Raw genomic sequence first — 19,625 nt, forward strand, 5'->3', positions numbered from 1 at the left:
ACTTTTTAATTAGGCAGATGAAGCTGATATAAAGAATCGTGAACGGCTTTAGATCGGGTGACCTCTTTTACATTTTCATTGGGAATGGCAATGGATAATACGTAATGTTGTATCAACCATTTATTATCTTTAAAAACAACAACACCGCTCCCCCGGCAAAGACCCATCTGTGTCTTTAGAAGCTCATCAAACCATGCTGTATTATTATGTTCTTTTGAGTAGATATTGCGTTCTACTTTAGTGAAATTCCAGGTTTTACCACGGTCAAAATGGGGTTTGGCATACGCCATAAATTCTTTTTTATTCCATACTTCTTCCGCATCTGTTCCTATAAAAACAGCATCTGAAGTCATTGCTGCAAAATACTTGTCGAAATTAGCTTTTGCTGCGTTCTGGTGCCAATCGTTTAGCAGTGCATCTATTTCTTTTCTATGTACTTCATCAGTTTGACTTTGTAAAGAAAGCAGCGTACAAAGGCTAAATATCGTGTAGTGTAATATTAATTTTACTTTAAGATTCATTAGCTATCGTATCTTTTTTAATGAATTTGTTTTTTAATAATTCCTTTTCAATGGTAGAAGGGATTGATAAGGATATTTCATTAAGTTGAATAATTAAACTATTAAAAGAGGTCATCAGTTTCTTATTTCCCGACAGGATGTTTTCAATATTCGGATGATCTTTATTAGTCTGCTCTGATAGTAGATTGGCATAGGTAGTTAGTAAAGAAATTCGAGATCTGATAGGTTTTTCAAAAAGCTTTTCTTCAGCTGCATTTTCTTTAAAATTGAATATTAATATGTCCAGACTATCCTGGTATTTTTTAATAAAGTAGGGATTGGATTTATTGAGAGTGACCATCAAGTTATGCAGATCCTGATAATCTTTAAAATTAACCAGTTTTTCCTTTGCTTCGGGAGCTAAAGGTATTAAGGGAATATTTACAGCTTTGGATGATAAACTGTCCAGGTTAGCCGCTATGGTAGTATTATCTTCCTGATTACTAACATTTGTACAGCTTAAAAAATTAAGGCTGAAAAATATTCCGGTTAGTAAAAGTACATAATACTTCATAGGTTAATTAGCTACATTAAAATAACGAATCCAAAGAAAAGAAATTACAGTCAAAGAAAGAAGGGCTTTAAATAGTAATATTTAAAGCCCTTCCTGATATTTAATTTTTTCTCTTTATTGAGGAGTTGGTGTATTTACGTAAAACCAAGATCCTTCCGCACGGTTATATTCAACTCTTTCCCAACCATATCGCTCGGTATAATACCACCATTGGTTATTAAATCGATATACTCGTAATCCGTATAAGGTATAATATCTGTCATTTTCATAAACCGGTCCCGGATTAGTACTGCCGGGAGGATACATTTTATTAATACCAATAAGGTCTCCTGAAGAAAGTCCGTTTCTTTGAACACTGTACGTAGAACCATCTTTTTTAGTAATGGTAGGAATACGGCTATTTACTGCAAAAGAAAAAGGACCGTACATCATGATAGAAGAAAAATCAAGGCTTTGCGTATATTCCGCACCGTCTCTTCTTCTTTCCAAATAAGTTCTGAAATTACCTTCGGTTCCGGGTTGTATGTTGCTAAAGTTGATGTTTACGTATCTATCCCTATCTGCTCTGCTTTGCTCATGATAAAGACCTACGGCATGACCTATCTCATGAATAGTACTACCGGTACTACAACCGCCTGCTAAGTTAATAGTCTGTCTTCCACCGATCATTCCTACAAAAGAAGAGCAACCACTTCCATTTTGGAAATAGATGTAGTTTCTTTGATTTGTTCTCTGCACAAAACGTAATGCCGTGTTCTGTTCCCAATGCCTGATTGCATCTGTAACCCTTCTTTTATTATTTAGGTTACCGGCAATAGTATAATATACTGTGTTGTTAGGCCATCTGCCCTGAGTTCTACCTACACTTTTACCCGAGTTGGTTTTTTGTCCTTCTATTAATACAAAGTTATCCGGGCTATCAGAAATTGCATTGGGGTTTAAAAGAATATCACCTTCATAAACAGCTTCTCCACCGTAATCCAGGTAATCAATTTTTTGCCCTTCATAGTAACCTTGTTTCGGGGCACCTTTTCTATTAAAAAAAGCTTGTTCGGTAATAACTTCGTTGCTAGTATCAGGTTCGATACTTTCAGTTTCAGTAATGTCTTCATTTTTGGTACAGGAGATTGCTAAAGTAGCAATGGTACCAAACAGAAATAATTTGTTTAATTTCATGTTGAGTTTAAATTAAGATTTTGTTTAAATTCAAACGAAATATAAGGAAACATATTATGGATTGGATTAAAATCGTAATTAAATAAGAACTTTTACTAATGCTTTAATTAATGACGTTGCTATTTGCTTTAATTTAAATTATACGTTAAAATTTTATTGGGTTTAAAGTTGCATACAAATAGAGAATAGTAATCATTTTAAAAACATATATAAATAAATGGATTCTATATGAAAATAAAAACCTCTGATATTGCCATTAAATATCAGAGGTTTTAGTAGTAAGAATTTACTATTTTTTACATTTATTCCGGCATAATAACGGTGTCAATAGCATGAATTACTCCGTTTGAAGCATCTACATCCGTAGCAACAATAACAGATTTATTTCCTTTAGCATCAATTAACATTACCGTTTCTCCATCCAAAGTGGCAGTCAGTTCATTACCTTGCACTGTGGTCACTTTGTAGCTTCCATTATTATCATTGATTGCTTTAACTACATCTGCTGCCATCAACTTACCGGAAACAACATGATACGTAAGAATACTACTCAGCATTTCTTTATTCTCCGGTGCTAATAAGGTTTCAACAGTTCCTTCAGGCAACTCAGCAAAAGCATCGTTTGTAGGAGCAAATACGGTAAAAGGACCTTCACTTTTTAAAGTTTCAACTAACGTTGCTGCTTCTACTGCTGCTACCAATGTAGAGAAATCTTCGTTTCCGGATGCTACAGCAATGATATCGCTATCGTCTTCTCCCGTAGTTTCTGTATCATCTACTTCTTCAGTAACAGGTTCTGCAACTGCTACGTCCGTTTGAGCAATTTCTTCTGTTTGCTCTTCATCCACTACTACAATATTCTCTTTCTTGTTTGTATTTCCGCAAGAAATTAGTAAAGAAGTACTAATTATTGCTACTATCAAATTTAATTTTTTCATAATAATTGTATTTTAGACAACAAAGTTACCATGCATTAAATGATAGTATACCTTAGTTTTGTTTAAACTTTAGTTAACCTAATTAAACAAAATGGTAAAGTTTTGCTTGTACTCTTAAAAAGTAGCGTATTATGTTAAATACTATCGATATGGGGATGTTCTATATCGTAGGCAATCTTTAATTTTTTAAGTTTTTCAAAAAAACTATGATTTTCTTTAAACATTTTTGAATCTTTAAAGTGAACAAACCTCCCCTGTGCATGAATACTAATGCCATTAACATTATACATATAGAACTGGTAATAAGGTACTATCCAGGTAAAATTACGTAAGCCTTTAGTAATGGCCACTAATATTCCGTAAGGTCGTAGTTCAATATTTCCGTAATTAATATCAGAAACCGAATTTAAAAAACTTTTCATGTTAGGGCTTACTTCATTAATAATCATACGTTTTGAACCGATACCTCCCATTTTTAACCGTTCCATAAAAGAAAAACTGGAGCCTACCATTGAGTCTATCGTCTTTTTGTGGTCCTTATTATAATGTGTAGTTTCTAGAATCATATAATAAAGATAATTCAATTAAAATAGAAGCTTTATAGAACAATCGTTAACTGAAAGGTAAACCTATAATCTACAATTAAATTTTTCTTAACAAAAGGTGATTTCGCACATTTTCCCAAAAAGCTTGATTAGGCTCTTGATAATTAGTTAATAGAAAAGACAGTTTTTGAAGGCTTATTGCGTCTGCTTTATTTTCTTTAGATAATAAAGTTAAAGTTTCCTCAGAAATATACGCCATATTCCATTGTTTGAAAATTTTTTCCTGTTTAAATCCTTTCCATAACAATTTTACATTGGTATGGCGCGGATCTCTTCCAATCTTTTCATAGAGCTCCAATACTTCTTTTTTACCTCCTTCCAGAATTTGAAAAAAGGAATTCTGATGATAAATCAAACATCCGTTAATATTTGCATTTCCATTATGCTCCTTAGAAATATCCACAATATTATTCAAATCTTTAGTTAGCAAACCAATGTTGGCAACGGATCGATAGCTAAGTTGAAATATATCCTTCTCCTGATAATATTGAAGTGATCTGTGTTCTGAAGGTAGATGACCGTAAATTTCTTTAAAGGTTTTTGAAAAATAGCTTTTACTGGAGATACCTATCGTATACGATATTTCGGACATGGATAAATTAGTAGTCTCCAATAAACGTTTAGCCTCAGTAAATTTGCAGGAACGAGTAAAAGAATTTATAGTTTCATTGAACAAAAAACGGAATCCAATTTGAATTTTTTTACTATTTATGCCACTTTCCTTTTCAAGCTCATCAATATTTAAATTCATATTTAGGTTATTAGCAATATAATTACTGATATGAATTACCTTTTTAAGATCCTCATCACTTAGAGGATTACGGTGCGTAATGCCTACTTTGCTTTTGTCATAATTTTCAATAGAAGTGGCCAGTATGTTCAAAGCCGCCGCCTTATGGGTTAACAGACTTACTATATTAATAGGGGTATTATAATAAAATACCTTGGCAAAATCAGATATCTCTTTAATTAGATTACCAAAGTGTGTAAAAGCCTTTGTTTCATCCAGATTTGAAAAAATATCATTTAAGTAAACAGAAAGTAGATGCCTATTTGTATCGTATACACTACTCAGCATTTTTTTAGTAAGTAAAATGAAGCTTACCTGAATAGGTTCGTTTGCCGGAAATAAAAAAGATCCTTCTGATTTATTTTTAATTTTGACAATCACATTACGAAACTGAGTAATTTCCTGTTTTTCTCCGGTGGCAGAAGTATATTTTAACGACCCTGAGTTACTATGTATAAAATAAAAAGAATCTTGTTCGCTAGTACTTCTTACAATTTCAAAATTTTCCTTTAACTTCAGATTAAAAATAAGTAAAGAAAATCCATCAAAAAAATCAAAGGAACGAATGTCCCCGGCACCTTTACTCTCGGGTATCTTTACATTTGCCGTATGATATCCTTCCGTAAAATCTGCTTTAAAATATATTGAGATTTCTCGCAAAATGTCAATAGAAGTATGTCCTTTAGTTTTCAATCTCATAAATCAGCCCTAATCCACAGGATTGGTTCTTATATTCATTAGTACAACACAAAATTAGAAATCAAAATAGTCATGTTCTAACAAAAATGAAGATCTGTTTAACATTTTTAAGGCATTATTAAACAACGACATATCAATGAAATTGAATTAGTTAACCTATTTGAATTAAAAATTGACTTAAATAAGTCATGGATTAAAATCCATATAATATCAACATCAAGGAGAGGTATTTAAAAGCTTATCATATAAGTAAAAATAGAACTTTATACATTTTGATAATTCTAACATAAAGCTATTTATAAAGTCGTTAAATACTGTTAATTAATATGTTAGCTATGTAAATGAAGTAAATACTACGGTATATGAGGTCACCTGCCTATGTAAAGTTGAACAACTTTACATCAATAAAAATTACTGTTTTGAAACCACTATTAGACAATACAAATCCGGATCATATTTTAGAATTACATAAAGAAACTGTAGAAGTTTCTAAAAAAGAAGTGGTAAAAGCTAAATATCAAATTGAAAAAACTACTGAAACGGAGGATAAACAAGTTTTTATTTCCTTAAAGAATAAAGAAGTTCAAATTAAGGAAATAGTAAAGGAAGAAGAATTAGAAGACTACCCTGTTACTACTAAAGTAGGTAATACTACGATCATACCTATTATTAGAGAAGAAGAAGTAGTGATAAAAAAAATAATACTAGTAAAAGAAATCCATATTACCGAAGACACCACTACAGAAATAAAATCTATTCCTGTTACCAGTAGGATAGAAAATGTAAAATTAACAAAAACGGAATAGTCTGTTTTTTAATTACTAATTTAAATACACTTATTATGAAATACACAATTGTAGGTTTTTTTGATAAAAATCAAAGTATTGAAAACATCGTTGAAATTCTCAAAAGAGAAGGTATCAATGAAAATCAGATAGATCAATCTCCCTATCGAACCGAAGGAACCTATACCGGAACGGATTATGATTATGAAGAAGATTCTAAAACTTCCGGTTTTTGGGATTGGTTATTTGGGGATAATGAGAATGAGAAAAAAGTATATAGTAAAACAGGATCTCAATCCCACTTGATCACGGTATATGCTAATGATCGAATAGAGGCTGAAAAAGTTTCAGCGATCCTGGATGCAAACGGAGCTAAAGATATCAATGATACCTTTATAGATACTACAAGTTCTACAATGGATCATGTAAAAACAAATGACATTGATGAAACCATCCCGGTAATAAAAGAAGATATAGCCGTAGGAAAAAGGGAAGTTCAAACAGGAGGTTTACAGGTACGAAGCAGAATTATAGAGAAGCCGGTAGAAGAAACTATACGTTTAAAAGAAGAACGAGTATACCTTACCAGAAAGCCTGTAAACAGAGTAGTTGACGCAGCAGAAGCTTTTGATAACAAAACCATAGAGGTTAAAGAATATGCAGAAGAAGCTGTAGTAGAAAAAACAGCAAGAGTAGTAGAAGAAATATCTGTTTCTAAAGAAGTAGATCAGGTGACTGAAACCATTTCTGATACGGTAAGAGAAACTGAAATTGATATTGATGAAAGCGGTCAAGGGATAGGAAAGCGAAATAGCGAAGTGTTCAGGAATTCCACTACTAATTCTGTATTCAATCAACACCGTATTGACCGTGCTTTTACTACTGCAGAGAGCGCAAACGAATATTATGACTATTTAATTAGCCAGGGATATGATACGGATGACATCAATGTGTTTCTTTCTGAAAATATAAAAAACCGATTTTATGCTATAAATGACCACGTAAATAATACTGGTGATGAAGCGTTAAAAGGTGCCGGGGCAGGAAGTGCCATCGGAGGAACCGTAGGAGCTGTTGTAGGGGCTATTGCAGCAATCGGAACTTCTGTAATTATTCCAGGGCTAGGATTAGCTGTAGCTGGTCCATTAGCGGCAGCTTTAACCGGAGCTGGTGCAGGTGGAGCCACCGGAGCATTAGTAGGAGCATTAACTAAAGCAGGATTGTCTGATAGTGATGCAAAAGTATATCAGGATGCACTAGAAAATGATCAGATTATTATATCTGTAGATCCTAAAGAGAATGATCAAAATATATATACTGCAAATTACGGGAGAGAAATTTATAATAATAGAGAGGTATCTACTTTGTAATATCCTTAAAGTTTTAAACCAAAAACCCTTTAAAAAGTTATTTAAACTTTTTAAAGGGTTTTTTTATTAGTTATAACTTACTGTAATATAACAATTTATAAAAAAATTGTAAAAAAGTGTGTTTTTTAGGTAGGGTATATGACTTTATGATTGTTTTATATATGAACAATGCAACGTACACATAAACACATGATATCTTGAAGTTTTTGCAGAAGACTCGTACAAATCAAAACTCTTTAAAACCTCGTTAGACACTTTAAGATCATCTTATTATTTGTATGAAGAAAGGAGCTCGCACTAACACATGCAGCTCCTTTTTTATTTAGCGTAGATAATTATTATACTATTGATTTTTATTAATACAATAATCAGTCTTGATTCTTGGTTTTAGAAGCGATAGCGGTCTTACATCTTTACCAGACACTAATAATTGTTTTTATTGGAAGTAGTCTGTATTACTCTTTCTTTTCAAATTTATAACTAAGCATTTTATAAAATATTCGCGCAGCTAAAATATCAGAGGATTTATCATTAGCCAAAGGAGAAAGTCCGGTCATATCAAATCCAACTACATTTTTCTCTTGAAAAACCTTATGTAAAAATTCTAGTGTTTCATACCAAAATAAGCCACCGGGTTCTGGGCGGGTTACTGCCGGTAGTAAAGACGGATCCATACCGTTTAAATCAAAACAAAGGTATACGTCATCAGTAAGCGCATCTACTATCGTATCCATCCAATAATCGTCCGTTGCCATTTCATTAGCAAAAAACACATTATCAGCATTTATAAGGGTGGTCTCATTTTTATGCATACTTCTAATACCTACCTGTACCAGGTTCATTTGTCGATTTGCTTCGGACATAGCGCAGTTACGGTGATATTGAGAACCTTCAAACTCTTTTTGTAAATTAGCATTAGCCCCAATATGTAAAACGGTCAAATCATCAAAACATTCATTTGCTGCTTTTACCGCACCGATACTTACGGAAGGTTCTCCTCCCAGAATGGTCACAAACTTAGTGCGCTTAATATATTTCTTAACCTTTGCATATACTTCTTCAACCATTTCTGTATTTGACGATAGGGTCACAGGATCAGTAAGGTGAATGCCTTCTTTATAAACCTCAGAATCCGTTTCAATATCATATAATTCCATATGTTGCGCTGCGGTTAATAGAGCTTCGGGCCCCCGGGCAACTCCTTTGATCCAGTTTGAGTCTTCTTCAAACGGAACAGGGATTATAATAGTTTTTGAAGTTTCATAACCGGCATATTTATCTGAAATACCGGCAAAGGTTGCTGTTGGATTCATAATTAATTAATAGTAAGTATTGAATGTTGTCTGAATTTATAGTTGATAGTGGTAAATAGAGATACTAAATTTGATATATAATTAAAAGTAAGGCTCATCTACTTTTGACTGTTATGGATTAGAACAGTATGAAGAAAAGGTGGAATAAAGCAATTCTCAAGTATCATTTTGTAGTACGTGTGCAAAGTTATATTCGAATCAAATAAATTTAAAGAATAAAAATTAAAAATAAGTGTTCTACTCAAATTTAATAATTATAAGAATACAAACAGTTCGGTATCTTAATATTTTGAAAATACTTATTTATGGATGTAATAGTTTAATTATGAGTTATTTACTTAAATACATATCATTTTTATACGTAAAATAAATTTGAAGATAAGAGTATTTTTATTTTTAAATCCGTGCTATTTTAACGTCCGGACTTGTTTTTGTTACCATTCTTTCTCTTCTTTCTTAAAAAGATACTCAACTTTAATAGGTTTATATCTAGTCTTAACTATACTAAACCTGTAATACTTTCTCTTAAGAATGGTAAGGGTTGTTATTACTAAATCCAGGTTGATAACCTACTCTGCGTTACGCTCAATATATTTAATGATATGTCGTGCAATATTATTTCCTGTAGCAGTTTCAATTCCTTCTAATCCCGGAGATGAATTTACTTCCAGGATCAAAGGACCTCGTTCAGACTGAAGCATATCTACTCCGGCAATACCTAACCCCATTACACGAGCTGCTTTGAGGGCTGCATTTTCTTCTTCGTCTGTAAGTTCAATGACCGTAGCACTTCCGCCCCGGTGTAGGTTAGAACGGAATTCCCCTTCTTTCCCTTGTCTTTTCATGGCACCAATGACTACTCCGTCTACAATAAAAACTCGTAAATCCGCACCTTTTGCTTCTTTAATAAACTCCTGTACAATGACCCTGGCTTGCAATCCGTTGAAAGCTTCCAGAATGGATTCAGCTGAATTTTGATTATCGGCCAACACGACACCAAGTCCCTGAGTACCTTCTAATAATTTAATGACTAGGGGTGCACCTCCTACTTTATCTACAATACCCTCGACATCTTTTGAATAATTGCTAAAAACGGTTTTAGGTAATCCTAAACCTGCACGCGACAGTACCTGCAAGCTTCGTAATTTATCCCGGGACCGCACTAAAGCCTGTGATTCTGTAGCAGTAAAGATTTTCATCATTTCAAATTGACGAACTACCGCTGTCCCAAAAAAAGTAACTGATGCCCCAATTCTAGGAATGACCGCATCAACATTTTCAATTTCCTGCCCTTTATAAATAACACAAGGTCGTTTTTTTTCAATTACCAAGTCACATTTGGAATGATCTACCACTAACATCTCGTGTTTCTTTTTAGTTCCTTCTTCTACTAATCGTTTAGTAGAGTACAAATTAGGGTTGGCAGATAAAACGACAATTTTCATTTTTAATAAGTGTGTTAGTTTAAACCACGGAATATACCACTTGTTACTATATTTTCAGGACAATTACGTTTTTTTAAAGAAGTTTTAGGATTTGCTTTCTAAAACCTACTTTAAATCTTCAGGGTCTACAAGTTTCTCGGCTAATAATTGTTTAATTACAATTTCTGTCATATCGCTTTTAAAGGCAAACTCATAGCGGATGTCCATAACATAGGCTTTTAAACGCATTTTTAAATACGATCGTTGTTCTTTGACTTCATTAAAAAATAGAACGGCAATTGGTTTGTTTAGATAGATATATTTAGAAACCTGTGCTGCTTCAATAGCTACTTTTCGTACGGCAACGGTATCTACGGTAATAGGCAGGTAAATTTCAGCAACAACCTGGCAATTAGTTTCTCCGGTATTTGCATTAGATACCGAAGAATTCATCAGTTCCCCATTAGGGATACTCACTAAAGAATCATCTGCGGTTACAATCCTGATGGAACGTAAACCAATTTCAACCACTTCGCCGTAATAAGAGCCCATTTCGATTTTGTCTCCAACCTGAAACGGACGGTCTAATAAAATCATGACTCCACCAAAAATATTTTTTAATATATCCTGTGCTGCAAAACCGATGGCAATTCCCAGTGATGCAGATACAGCAAGTAGCGTGGATACCGGAGGGCTGAAAATGCCTACTACAATTAAAGTAATAATAGTAATCCAACCAAAGATCTTTACAATAGGAATCAAACCCTTAATCGTAATACGATGCGTAGCTGATCGTTCTGAAAACCGGGTCAATACATTAACTAAAAACCGGATCAACAGGTATCCTAATACGATAAAAATAACCGACCAGAATAATTTTCCGATAGAGAAAAATTTCCAAATTGGGGGAGGGGTTAATTCTTTGCCTAGTTCTTTTTTTAAACTTTTTACCGTGGTATCTTGAGTGATACTTTTAGGTGATTCTTTTACTACAAAAACCGTATCTCTTTGAACTTCTATAATTTTAACCGTGTCTCTTTTAAAGAGGGTATCTTTACGGGGTTGTTGGGCTATTACAATATGTTGTAATAACAAGGTAAAAACATATAAAACTATCTTCCTGTACAAAATTTAATGTATAAAGTTTTTACTTTTCAGTAAATTAATAATTTGACGGTAAAGCAAAATATTAATAAGATAATATGCTTCTTTTTTTACAAGTAATCCATTCTCAAACAGGGATCTTACTACGTTGCGTGTGCCAGCCGGATCCATTCCGGTAACGGTATCAATTTGAGTAAGGGTAAGTTGTTCATGGTGCAATATGGCATTCAGTACGTGGGTTTTTGGAACACTGCTTTTTGCGATAAAAGCCAAATCGATTGTTTTTAACGATCGCATATATATGGTACTGTTTTCTACCCTGGCAACAGAGCGTAACCAATACATAAATGCAATTTTAAAATTACCGGAAGCTATTTTGTTTAAGTCTTTATAAAATTCGGCTTTTAAGATTTCCTGTTTTTCAACTTCCGAAGCTTTTTCATACTTTTTAGTAATATATGCTTTAGGAGGTTCTTCAAAAGACAGGTTATATCCGCTAACCCGGTGCCTTTTTTCAATAGCATCGATCATTACGGCATCCGTAGAATTATTAACGGTGATCAGGTGAGAAAAGGATTCTGAGAGTTGTAGGGTTTTCTCCAAATATTGAAAGGCATATTGTGAAGAAGTGATGATCCAAAACACCTTTAAATGCGTTTGCGCAATTAGTTCGGTTAAGGTGTGGATTACTTCAAAGCCTTTTACCTTTTTCAGGTATAAATACTGAAGGTTCTCAAATACGATGACCTGTTTTGGCATGGAAGTAAAGTAGGTAATGGCTTCTTCCAGGTTTTGAATCGCTACCGAAAATTCTTCTGATAAAAATTTAAAAAAAAGTTCATCTGTCGTTATCGTATTAGCGACACAGATAGTTTTAATTGTAAAACGGGTAGGGTTTTTCTGAAAATAACGCTGAACCAAAGAAGATTTGCCCGCTCCCTGTTCGCCGGAAATCAATATGGTAGCATAGCGATCGTTGAGATAATATTGCCATGCACTATCTATCTGATTTATTTCCAGTGTAGCTCCGGTAAAAAAACTTTCATTCTGAACCGTATCTGATCTAAACAATCGTTGGTATACAAAAGGTAATTGCTCTACGGATTTTTGCGCTTCAAGTAAAAAATCCGAAGAAGCTACCGTAGCCGCATCCGTTTTTGACAACCAGCCTAGTTTAGTAAGGTAACTATTTATATAAACACTAGCTATCTTATATTTATTTCGGGTAAAGCTTAAGGCTAGCGGAACTGCATAGATAATTTTGTTCTTGATTTGTTGACGTAATTGTCGACTTTTTTCAATCGACTTGGCTTTTGCAATAGTCAATCGAACGTTTAAGATGTTTTCGTTTTTTGTAAAGGACAGTACATTTTTATTAAATGCATATACTTTTTCCCGTAAAAGCTCCTGTATGGTAGCGTCTATCGTAAAAATTTCATCTTTAACAGCTTCCCATTTTTCAGTACTTCGCTGCATACCATCAAGAGCAACCGTTTTTGGGTTTTCGCTTTTATTTTTATCATTGACCAGGTCCAGGGCAGACTCCAGGTTAAACTCGATCACCTGTCCTAGTCCGTTGATTTCCTGTACAATTTTATTTAAAGTAGCAATAACGCTTACTTTGGTAGTTTCAATAGCTTTGACTAAAGAAGGCCAACTTTCGTAGGTGATCAACTCATTAGGCGACACATAGTTAATTGCAGAAGGAGGGTTTGGCTTTGAAAAATCAATTTTATCTGCAATCGCTCTTTTCGTAGAGATGGTAGCAATACGTTTTTGTTGGATCTTTTCAAACTGATCTATTTTAGGAACAATTTCGTTTTTTTCAAAATCCGCAAGAAGTGGGGTGACTATTTTTGTGGTATAGGTTTTTTGAATATTATTGATTTCTTTCCTGAGGTTATTTTTTAGTGTATCCTGTGCTTCACTACTTTTAATTTTGGTAATAATTTTAGCTAAAAAAGCTTCGCAAGTTTGAAAAGATGCGGCAATATTCCCGGATTTTTGTGAAACCGTACTAAGTAGTTTTAAAAATGCAATTTCGGTATCCAGAGCAATAGAGAATATTTCCAGGTCAACATCCCAATCATCTTTTAAAATTTCAAAAGTAGTGTTCCATCGTACAAATTTCCGCAACACTACGTTTTCAAGGCTCTTTTTTTGGTCAAAAATTTCTTGTGGTTGAAACTGATGATTTGGTAATTCAAAGGTTCCTGATAACAGTAGCATATTTTCAGTTTCCTGAATTATCTTTTGTTCTTTTATTTTACATTGTTCTTGAAGGTTTTCCTGAATAGCCGTAATTTCATTTAATATGGCATCTAGTGCGATTAGATCTTTTTTACTAAAGGATAAAAGTTCTCCTTTCTGTAAAAAATTGCCAGCTACCGTGTCAAAAACCACATCATTTTCCCATAATTTTTTGGTGGTAGCTGTAATGCCTGCAAAAAATTGATCTAATAAAGGAAGAATCTCTTTTAGAAACGCAACAGAAAATTGTTTGTGTACAATTCCTTGCATAGCTATTTTTTGTTCCCAATAAGTAATTACTTTCTTCTTTTCTTTTTTACGAAAAATATTACCTATTTTTTTCGGAAGAATACTAAGCTGATACCCGAAATTCTTTCCTCTTTTCTTTAGCTTTTTTAAAGTGTGATCATCCGGTTGCGGAATAAAGCGTTCTTTTGCTTGGATTTGCACCACTTCTTCCGGTAGTTTTTTTACGTAACCCTCTAATAAAGTTTGGTAAGGAGTAAAAGGGAATGTTCTGTTTTTTTCCTGGAGGTTTTTAAAGTAGGTAGTTAGGGTTTTAGAAAGTTCTTGTTTATATTTTAAAAATAAAGTGAAGGTTTCTTGTTGGGATTGTGCTGCGCTGTTGGTAGTGATTAAATCGTTTTGTAAAGCAGTTATTTTAGTTAGGAACGCTGTGTGTGTTTGTAGTTGGTCGGTAAAAACGGGGAGCACGGATTGTGCTACGAGGCGGGTTATTTCTTTTTGAATATCGTTTATTTCTGGTATCATGGTCATTAACCCTAGTTTCTATGCTATGGTTACTACAAGTTTATGGAAATTCTGGTTAGGTTTGAAAGAAAATGTAGGAAGTTTGGGTTAAAACCAAATTATTTTAAAATGCTATTTTTGAAAAATATACTTTAGGAGATTGAGCAGGTATACTGCAAATTTTATTTCTTCACCTTACTGTTTTAATAGAAGAATAAAAGATGGACGTTTTATTTAGTACGTATTCTACTCCTAATTATACCTTTGAAGAGGAGTGCAAAAACATAATAAAGTTAAACGATAAAATCTGTCATGCACCCGGTAAATTTTAAGTATGCTAAAAACCTAATTCCTTTTAAATTAAAATGATTCGGACCTTTTTCAAATATATAGTTATCTTCTTCTCTTCGGTGTCTACATACGCTCAAAATTTTGATGTGGAGTATACCGTTACACACGTACAATCTCAAAAAGAACCTTATCTTAAAGTCAATGTCAAATTAAAGAATATTCCCTCTACATCGAATACTTTTTTGTATCCCAACCGTTTACGAGGACAGGATCATCTCTTCAATTGTATTAATAATATTAAAGTATTAAATGATGATAGAGCCAAATTTAAGGTTATACCAGAGCAAGGGCTAATTCAACTTAAAAATTCAAATACTAAAGATATTGAAATTGAATACTTTGTTAAACAAGATATTTTTAAAGGAATAAATCTACAAAATAGGTTTAGACCCATCGTACACCCCAATTATTTTCATGTGCTTGCTCAAAATTTATTTATACTACCTGATTTTTTAACTGAAAAAGACAAAATAGATGTAAAAATTACCTGGGAAAGTCAAAATGAAACCTATGCTATTCTTAATAGTTTTGGGGTTCATCAAAAACACCAAGAAATTAAAAATTGTTCTCTAGAAAACTTCCAAAAAGCACTGTTTGTAGGAGGTGATTATCGAATTATTTCTGATAAAAAAAGTGTAGCCTTGGCAATTCGTGATCATTGGAAAACATTTGATGATAAAAGCATCTTTTCAATTGTAACAAATACGAATAAGGCGCAAAAAGAATTTTGGAAAGAGCAAGAAGAACAAGAACAAGCTTATGCCGTGGTACTTTCACCTATAGAGGGAAGTATAAAAAGAGCGTATGCCGGAACTTCCTACTTTAATGTATTCACTGCTTTGATGACAAATACTGATTTTGTTAACGAAGATGACCTTATGTACCTGGTAAACCATGAATTATTACATAAATGGATCGGGCAAAAAATTAAAAATCAGAATGAAGAAGAACAGTATTGGTTTAGTGAAGGCTTTACCGAATATTATACCTATAAGATAATTGCCAAAAATAAAATTAACGGAAAGGGAAATGACTACTTTTTAAAAAAGATAAATGAAGCTATTAAAAAATTATGGACTTCAAAACTCAGGGAAATCCCGAATAAAGATATTACCAACCATACATTCTGGAAGGTGAGGGGTTATCGGGATATACCTTATTTTAGAGGTGCAATTTTTGCATTTATGCTTGATTTAAAGATTAGCGAGGATACTAATCAAAAATACAATCTGGACGATGTAATGCGGAATATGCTATCAAATGCTATAAACAAAAATCAAAAACTTAAGCATTCTTATTTTATACAACAAGTCAATACTTATCTTAAGGAAGATATTACTTCTTTATTCGAAAGTTATATAGTAGAAGGCAATCTAATTAATTTGGAAGAACTATTTACTAATAATCAATTAGCATTTAAACCAAAAATGCAGGATTTTGATATCGGCTTTACCTATAAAAATCAAAAAATCACCGAGATTTCTACAATATCTAAAGCCTATCAAGCAGGAATTCGGGTAAATGATTCTATTATAGACGCAAACTTATTTAGGGATACAACAAAAGTATCTCAATTATCAATTATCCGTAATAACGAAGAGATGACCATTGATTTTTATACAGGTTCAAAAGAAATCAATATTCCTCAACTAGAGATTAATAAAACGAATATGGACAGGTTACAAACTTGTATATTTCGATAGTAGATAAATTTATAAGATTTTTAATTTTAAAAATTAAGCTAGATAAATAGAGCCTATTTCTTTTGGGAAGCGATTTTATCTGCCATAATTAAAGCGTTATAAGCATTTACAATTTTACCTGATTTTGATAATGAAGAGAAGGGGACCATCTTTTTTGTACCATCATCTTGTGTGATCTCAACATCAATATGATACAAGGTTCCTGAATTTAAAATAATTTCTTTTACTTGTGAAACCGACAAATGTGGATAATAAGAATATAATAAGGCAGCAATACTACTTACTAGTGGCGTAGAAGAAGAAGTTCCGGTAAATTCTTCATGTAAATCAGGACCAGTAGAGGTAGATTTGAAACCGGATGGAGCAAATACGTCTACTTCTTTTTTTCCAAAGTTACTACTATGATTTTTTAGATTCTTATCAACCTTATTAGTTGATGCACCCACTTTGATAAAATTATTAGCTATTTCATTACCTCCTTTTTTAGCATCATTAGGGAAGTTGTAATTATTAAGTTTATCTAAATCTTTAGAATTATTTCCTGCGGATTTTACAATTAATACTCCGTGGTCTGCAGCGTATTTGATAGCATTTAAAACTTCTTTTTCTAAGAGAGAAAACTCTTTACTAAAACTCATATTAATAACTTTTGCTCCATTGTCGACAGCATATCTTATCGCTAAGACAATATCTTTATCATGCTCATCTCCGTAAGCAGAGATACATAAGGGCATTATTTTGATATTTGAAGAAAATTCCTCTGCAACTATTTCATTAGGTATACTTGCACTAATAACTCCTGAGACCAAAGTACCATGATCTAAAATATTTATATTACCGTTAACAATATGATTTCCATAATCTGTATCCAACAAATTAAAGGGATCATCTTGTTGAATTAATCGATCATTATATGAGGTATCAAGTAATTTAGTCATCCTTTCATCTGCAACATGTTTTTCATTCTTAATATAATCTTCAGTAATATTATATTTCAAACAGTCCTGTAAGGTGATTATATTAAACTTAAGTTTTTCCTCTTTATCTGGGATTATTTGATCCAGGCTATCAAGTGATTTTAAATTAAAATCTTTTTTTGGAAAGTAGGATGATAATTTATCCAGTGCTTCATAGTAACTATGATATAAAAAGTCAGCATTTTCTTTTTCTTTTATCCCGTATTGATAGCGTTCTTTATGCTTTTTTAGAGCTCTTCTATAGGTTAAAAATTCTTGTTGTTTTTTGACTTTAATTTGTTCAATTTTTTTTCCCTGAAATTGTTCGTTGAATTTTTTTATAATTCTGGTGTATTCATAATTGACGTAAATATTATTGTCTCCATTTGAATTTCCTAAAAAATTCCATCCGTGTACATCATCTACATAACCGTTACCATCATCGTCTAAACCATTATTTGCAATTTCACCTTTGTTGATCCAGATTTGGTTTTTTAAATCTTTGTGGTCAATTGCAACTTCCATATCCAAAACCGCAACAATTACGGAATCTTTAATTTTTTTATCCTTTAAAAATTCACAAGCTCTGACCATACTAATACCAGGTATCGTATCATTGATAATATCTTTAAGATGCCAATTTTCTATATCGGCAAAAGTAGTCTTCTGTATATTAGTAACAGCAGTAGTATCTAATAATAAAGCTTTTGGTGTTGTACAGCCAAAACAGACGATTAATGATATGATACCTGTAATTAGTTCTTTTTTCATTTATCTTTTAAAGCCGAAATCTTTTCGGCCATAACTAAAGCATTATAAGCATTTACAATTTTACCGGATTTTGATAATGAAGAAAAAGGAACCATCTTTTTTGTACCATCATCTTGGGTGATCTCAACGTCAATATCATAAGGTGTTCCGGATTCCATGATAATTTTTTTTACTTCATTAGCTTTTAAAATTGGATAGTAAGATCGTATTATTGAAGCAACAAAAGAAACTATTGGTGCAGCATATGAAGTTCCAGTTGATGTAGTGTAATTATTATTAGGCTTAAGAGTGCTAATATTACTTCCCGGCGCAAATATATCAACGCTATTCTTTCCATAGTTTGTATATTCATATAAAATTCTATGATCTACAAATCTATCACTTCCTCCTACTACTATCATATTGTTAACAAATTCTTTTCTTAAATTATCTACATCATTTGGATAACGTAATTTCTTATCTAGGTTCAATTCCTCGTTACCCGCTGATTTCACAATTAAGACATCTTTTTTTTCAGCATATAAAAGAGCATCGGCAACTAATTCTTCGCAAATTGAAAATGTTTTTGTTTGACTTAGGTTAATTATTTTTGCACCATTGTCCACTGCATACCTTATTGCTAAAGCAGTATCCTGATCAGTAGGATCCCCTATTCCACTAATACATATAGGCATAATATTGATATCTAAAGGTTTATATTTTAAATTGTTTATTGTTTTAATTGATGAAGCTATCACACCAGCAACTTTTGTTCCATGACTAATTTTATCCACTATCCCTCCAAATAATGAACTTCCATAGATTTTACTATTATTGCTTTCTTTTATTAATAAGCGGTTATCGTATTCTAAATTCATACAGATATCTAAAGAGTTAGTTTTGTATTGTAGCTCATTGATAATCTCGGAATAGGGAAAACCTTGTTCTAATAAACTTTTAACATAGTCAATGCATTGCTCTATATAAGAATTACTGCTTTTACTTTTCTCTAGAATATCTAGAGTGATTTTTTCTTTTTTCAACACCTTTTTTAAAGTATCTAATACACTTGAATAAGTACTTTCTATATCTTTATAAAAAATTATATCTTCCTTTAAATTTTTTACAATAGTATCGTATGAATTCTTTACATCTTTATAGGTAAATTCAATTTTATTTTTTTGATTGAGTTTAAAAAAATCTTCTTCATTAAATTTTCTAAGAATTCTAGTTTCTTCCATTAGTGTGAATTGAAGACTTTTTTCATCCTTTATAGTACCTAAAAAATTCCAGCCATTTTTATCATCAATAAAACTATTTTTATCATTATCAATACCATCTTTAGTATTATCATCTGAATTAATCCACAGCTTATCTCTGATATCCTTATGATAAATATCAATATCAGTATCTAATACTGCAACAACAATTTCGGTGTTATAATCTTTATTTTTTAAAAAATTGATTCCCTTGATCAGATCGATAGTTGAAATACTATCGCTTTCTTTCACTCACCAATCATCAATAGAATCTTGTGCATTACTACTAGTATAATTTTGAGCTAAAAGATTAGCGTTTAAGAATATA

Annotated in this window: 15 protein-coding genes; 3 read left to right on the forward strand and 12 right to left on the reverse strand. The window is 32.4% G+C overall.

From position 1 onward, the window contains the following. Nucleotides 1-5: 5 nt before the first annotated feature. From NBT05_RS06165 to NBT05_RS06190, 6 genes are all read right to left on the reverse strand, one after another. The gene (locus NBT05_RS06165) at nucleotides 6-521 is read right to left on the reverse strand and encodes a nuclear transport factor 2 family protein (protein WP_265772619.1); all 516 of its coding nucleotides are present in this window, start codon (nucleotides 519-521) and stop codon (nucleotides 6-8) included. Continuing rightward, nucleotides 511-1,074 carry a hypothetical protein gene (locus tag NBT05_RS06170; protein ID WP_265772620.1) on the reverse strand — a complete coding sequence of 188 codons (564 nt, stop codon included), beginning with the start codon at nucleotides 1,072-1,074 and terminating at the stop codon, nucleotides 511-513. Before NBT05_RS06170 ends, NBT05_RS06165 begins: the two co-directional genes overlap by 11 nt. Before the next feature lie 114 nt (nucleotides 1,075-1,188). After that, nucleotides 1,189-2,250, reverse strand: a complete 1,062-nt coding sequence (locus NBT05_RS06175; RefSeq protein WP_265772621.1) for a M12 family metallopeptidase — start codon at nucleotides 2,248-2,250, stop codon at nucleotides 1,189-1,191. A 302-nt stretch (nucleotides 2,251-2,552) separates the two neighbouring features. Further along, nucleotides 2,553-3,188 (reverse strand): fasciclin domain-containing protein, encoded by a 636-nt coding sequence (locus NBT05_RS06180; protein ID WP_265772622.1) that lies wholly within the window; start codon nucleotides 3,186-3,188, stop codon nucleotides 2,553-2,555. Nucleotides 3,189-3,322: 134 nt separating this feature from the next. Then, complete coding sequence (locus NBT05_RS06185; RefSeq protein WP_265772623.1) at nucleotides 3,323-3,754, reverse strand: hypothetical protein; 432 nt, start codon at nucleotides 3,752-3,754, stop codon at nucleotides 3,323-3,325. A gap of 76 nt (nucleotides 3,755-3,830) precedes the next feature. Beyond that, a complete protein-coding gene (locus tag NBT05_RS06190; RefSeq protein WP_265772624.1) occupies nucleotides 3,831-5,282 on the reverse strand; it encodes a BLUF domain-containing protein in 1,452 nt (483 codons plus the stop codon). Between the two features lie 419 nt (nucleotides 5,283-5,701). Between NBT05_RS06190 and NBT05_RS06195 the strand changes: the two genes are divergently transcribed. Together NBT05_RS06195 and NBT05_RS06200 are read left to right on the forward strand one after the other, a co-directional pair. Then, on the forward strand, nucleotides 5,702-6,088 hold the full coding sequence (locus tag NBT05_RS06195; RefSeq protein WP_265772625.1) for a DUF2382 domain-containing protein: 387 nt from the start codon (nucleotides 5,702-5,704) through the stop codon (nucleotides 6,086-6,088). Nucleotides 6,089-6,123: 35 nt separating this feature from the next. Continuing rightward, a complete protein-coding gene (locus NBT05_RS06200; RefSeq protein WP_265772626.1) occupies nucleotides 6,124-7,437 on the forward strand; it encodes a YsnF/AvaK domain-containing protein in 1,314 nt (437 codons plus the stop codon). Between the two features lie 455 nt (nucleotides 7,438-7,892). Here NBT05_RS06200 and NBT05_RS06205 read toward each other — a convergent pair whose 3' ends face one another. The 4 genes from NBT05_RS06205 to NBT05_RS06220 all read right to left on the reverse strand — a co-directional run bounded on the left by NBT05_RS06205 (nucleotide 7,893) and on the right by NBT05_RS06220 (nucleotide 14,299). After that, nucleotides 7,893-8,750, reverse strand: coding sequence for an arginase family protein (locus tag NBT05_RS06205; protein WP_265772627.1), 858 nt, complete (start codon nucleotides 8,748-8,750; stop codon nucleotides 7,893-7,895). 569 nt (nucleotides 8,751-9,319) lie between these two features. Further along, nucleotides 9,320-10,195: a 30S ribosomal protein S6--L-glutamate ligase gene (rimK, locus tag NBT05_RS06210; RefSeq protein WP_265772628.1), complete on the reverse strand. Its 876-nt coding sequence runs from the start codon at nucleotides 10,193-10,195 to the stop codon at nucleotides 9,320-9,322. Between the two features lie 105 nt (nucleotides 10,196-10,300). After that, nucleotides 10,301-11,302, reverse strand: coding sequence for a mechanosensitive ion channel family protein (locus NBT05_RS06215; RefSeq protein WP_265772629.1), 1,002 nt, complete (start codon nucleotides 11,300-11,302; stop codon nucleotides 10,301-10,303). A 3-nt stretch (nucleotides 11,303-11,305) separates the two neighbouring features. Then, complete coding sequence (locus NBT05_RS06220) at nucleotides 11,306-14,299, reverse strand: hypothetical protein (protein WP_265772630.1); 2,994 nt, start codon at nucleotides 14,297-14,299, stop codon at nucleotides 11,306-11,308. A gap of 344 nt (nucleotides 14,300-14,643) precedes the next feature. On the opposite strand from NBT05_RS06220, the gene NBT05_RS06225 reads away from it, so the two are divergent. Then, nucleotides 14,644-16,332: a M1 family aminopeptidase gene (locus tag NBT05_RS06225; protein WP_265772631.1), complete on the forward strand. Its 1,689-nt coding sequence runs from the start codon at nucleotides 14,644-14,646 to the stop codon at nucleotides 16,330-16,332. Nucleotides 16,333-16,385: 53 nt separating this feature from the next. Here the strand turns inward: NBT05_RS06225 and NBT05_RS06230 are convergent, their stop codons facing one another. Beyond that, nucleotides 16,386-18,059 carry a S8 family serine peptidase gene (locus NBT05_RS06230; protein ID WP_265772632.1) on the reverse strand — a complete coding sequence of 558 codons (1,674 nt, stop codon included), beginning with the start codon at nucleotides 18,057-18,059 and terminating at the stop codon, nucleotides 16,386-16,388. Beyond that, nucleotides 18,056-19,549 (reverse strand): S8 family serine peptidase, encoded by a 1,494-nt coding sequence (locus NBT05_RS06235; RefSeq protein ID WP_265772633.1) that lies wholly within the window; start codon nucleotides 19,547-19,549, stop codon nucleotides 18,056-18,058. Before NBT05_RS06235 ends, NBT05_RS06230 begins: the two co-directional genes overlap by 4 nt. Between the last annotated feature and the right edge of the window lie 76 nt (nucleotides 19,550-19,625).

This window comes from Aquimarina sp. ERC-38, from assembly GCF_026222555.1.
In the GTDB taxonomy this organism is placed as follows: Bacteria; Bacteroidota; Bacteroidia; order Flavobacteriales; family Flavobacteriaceae; genus Aquimarina.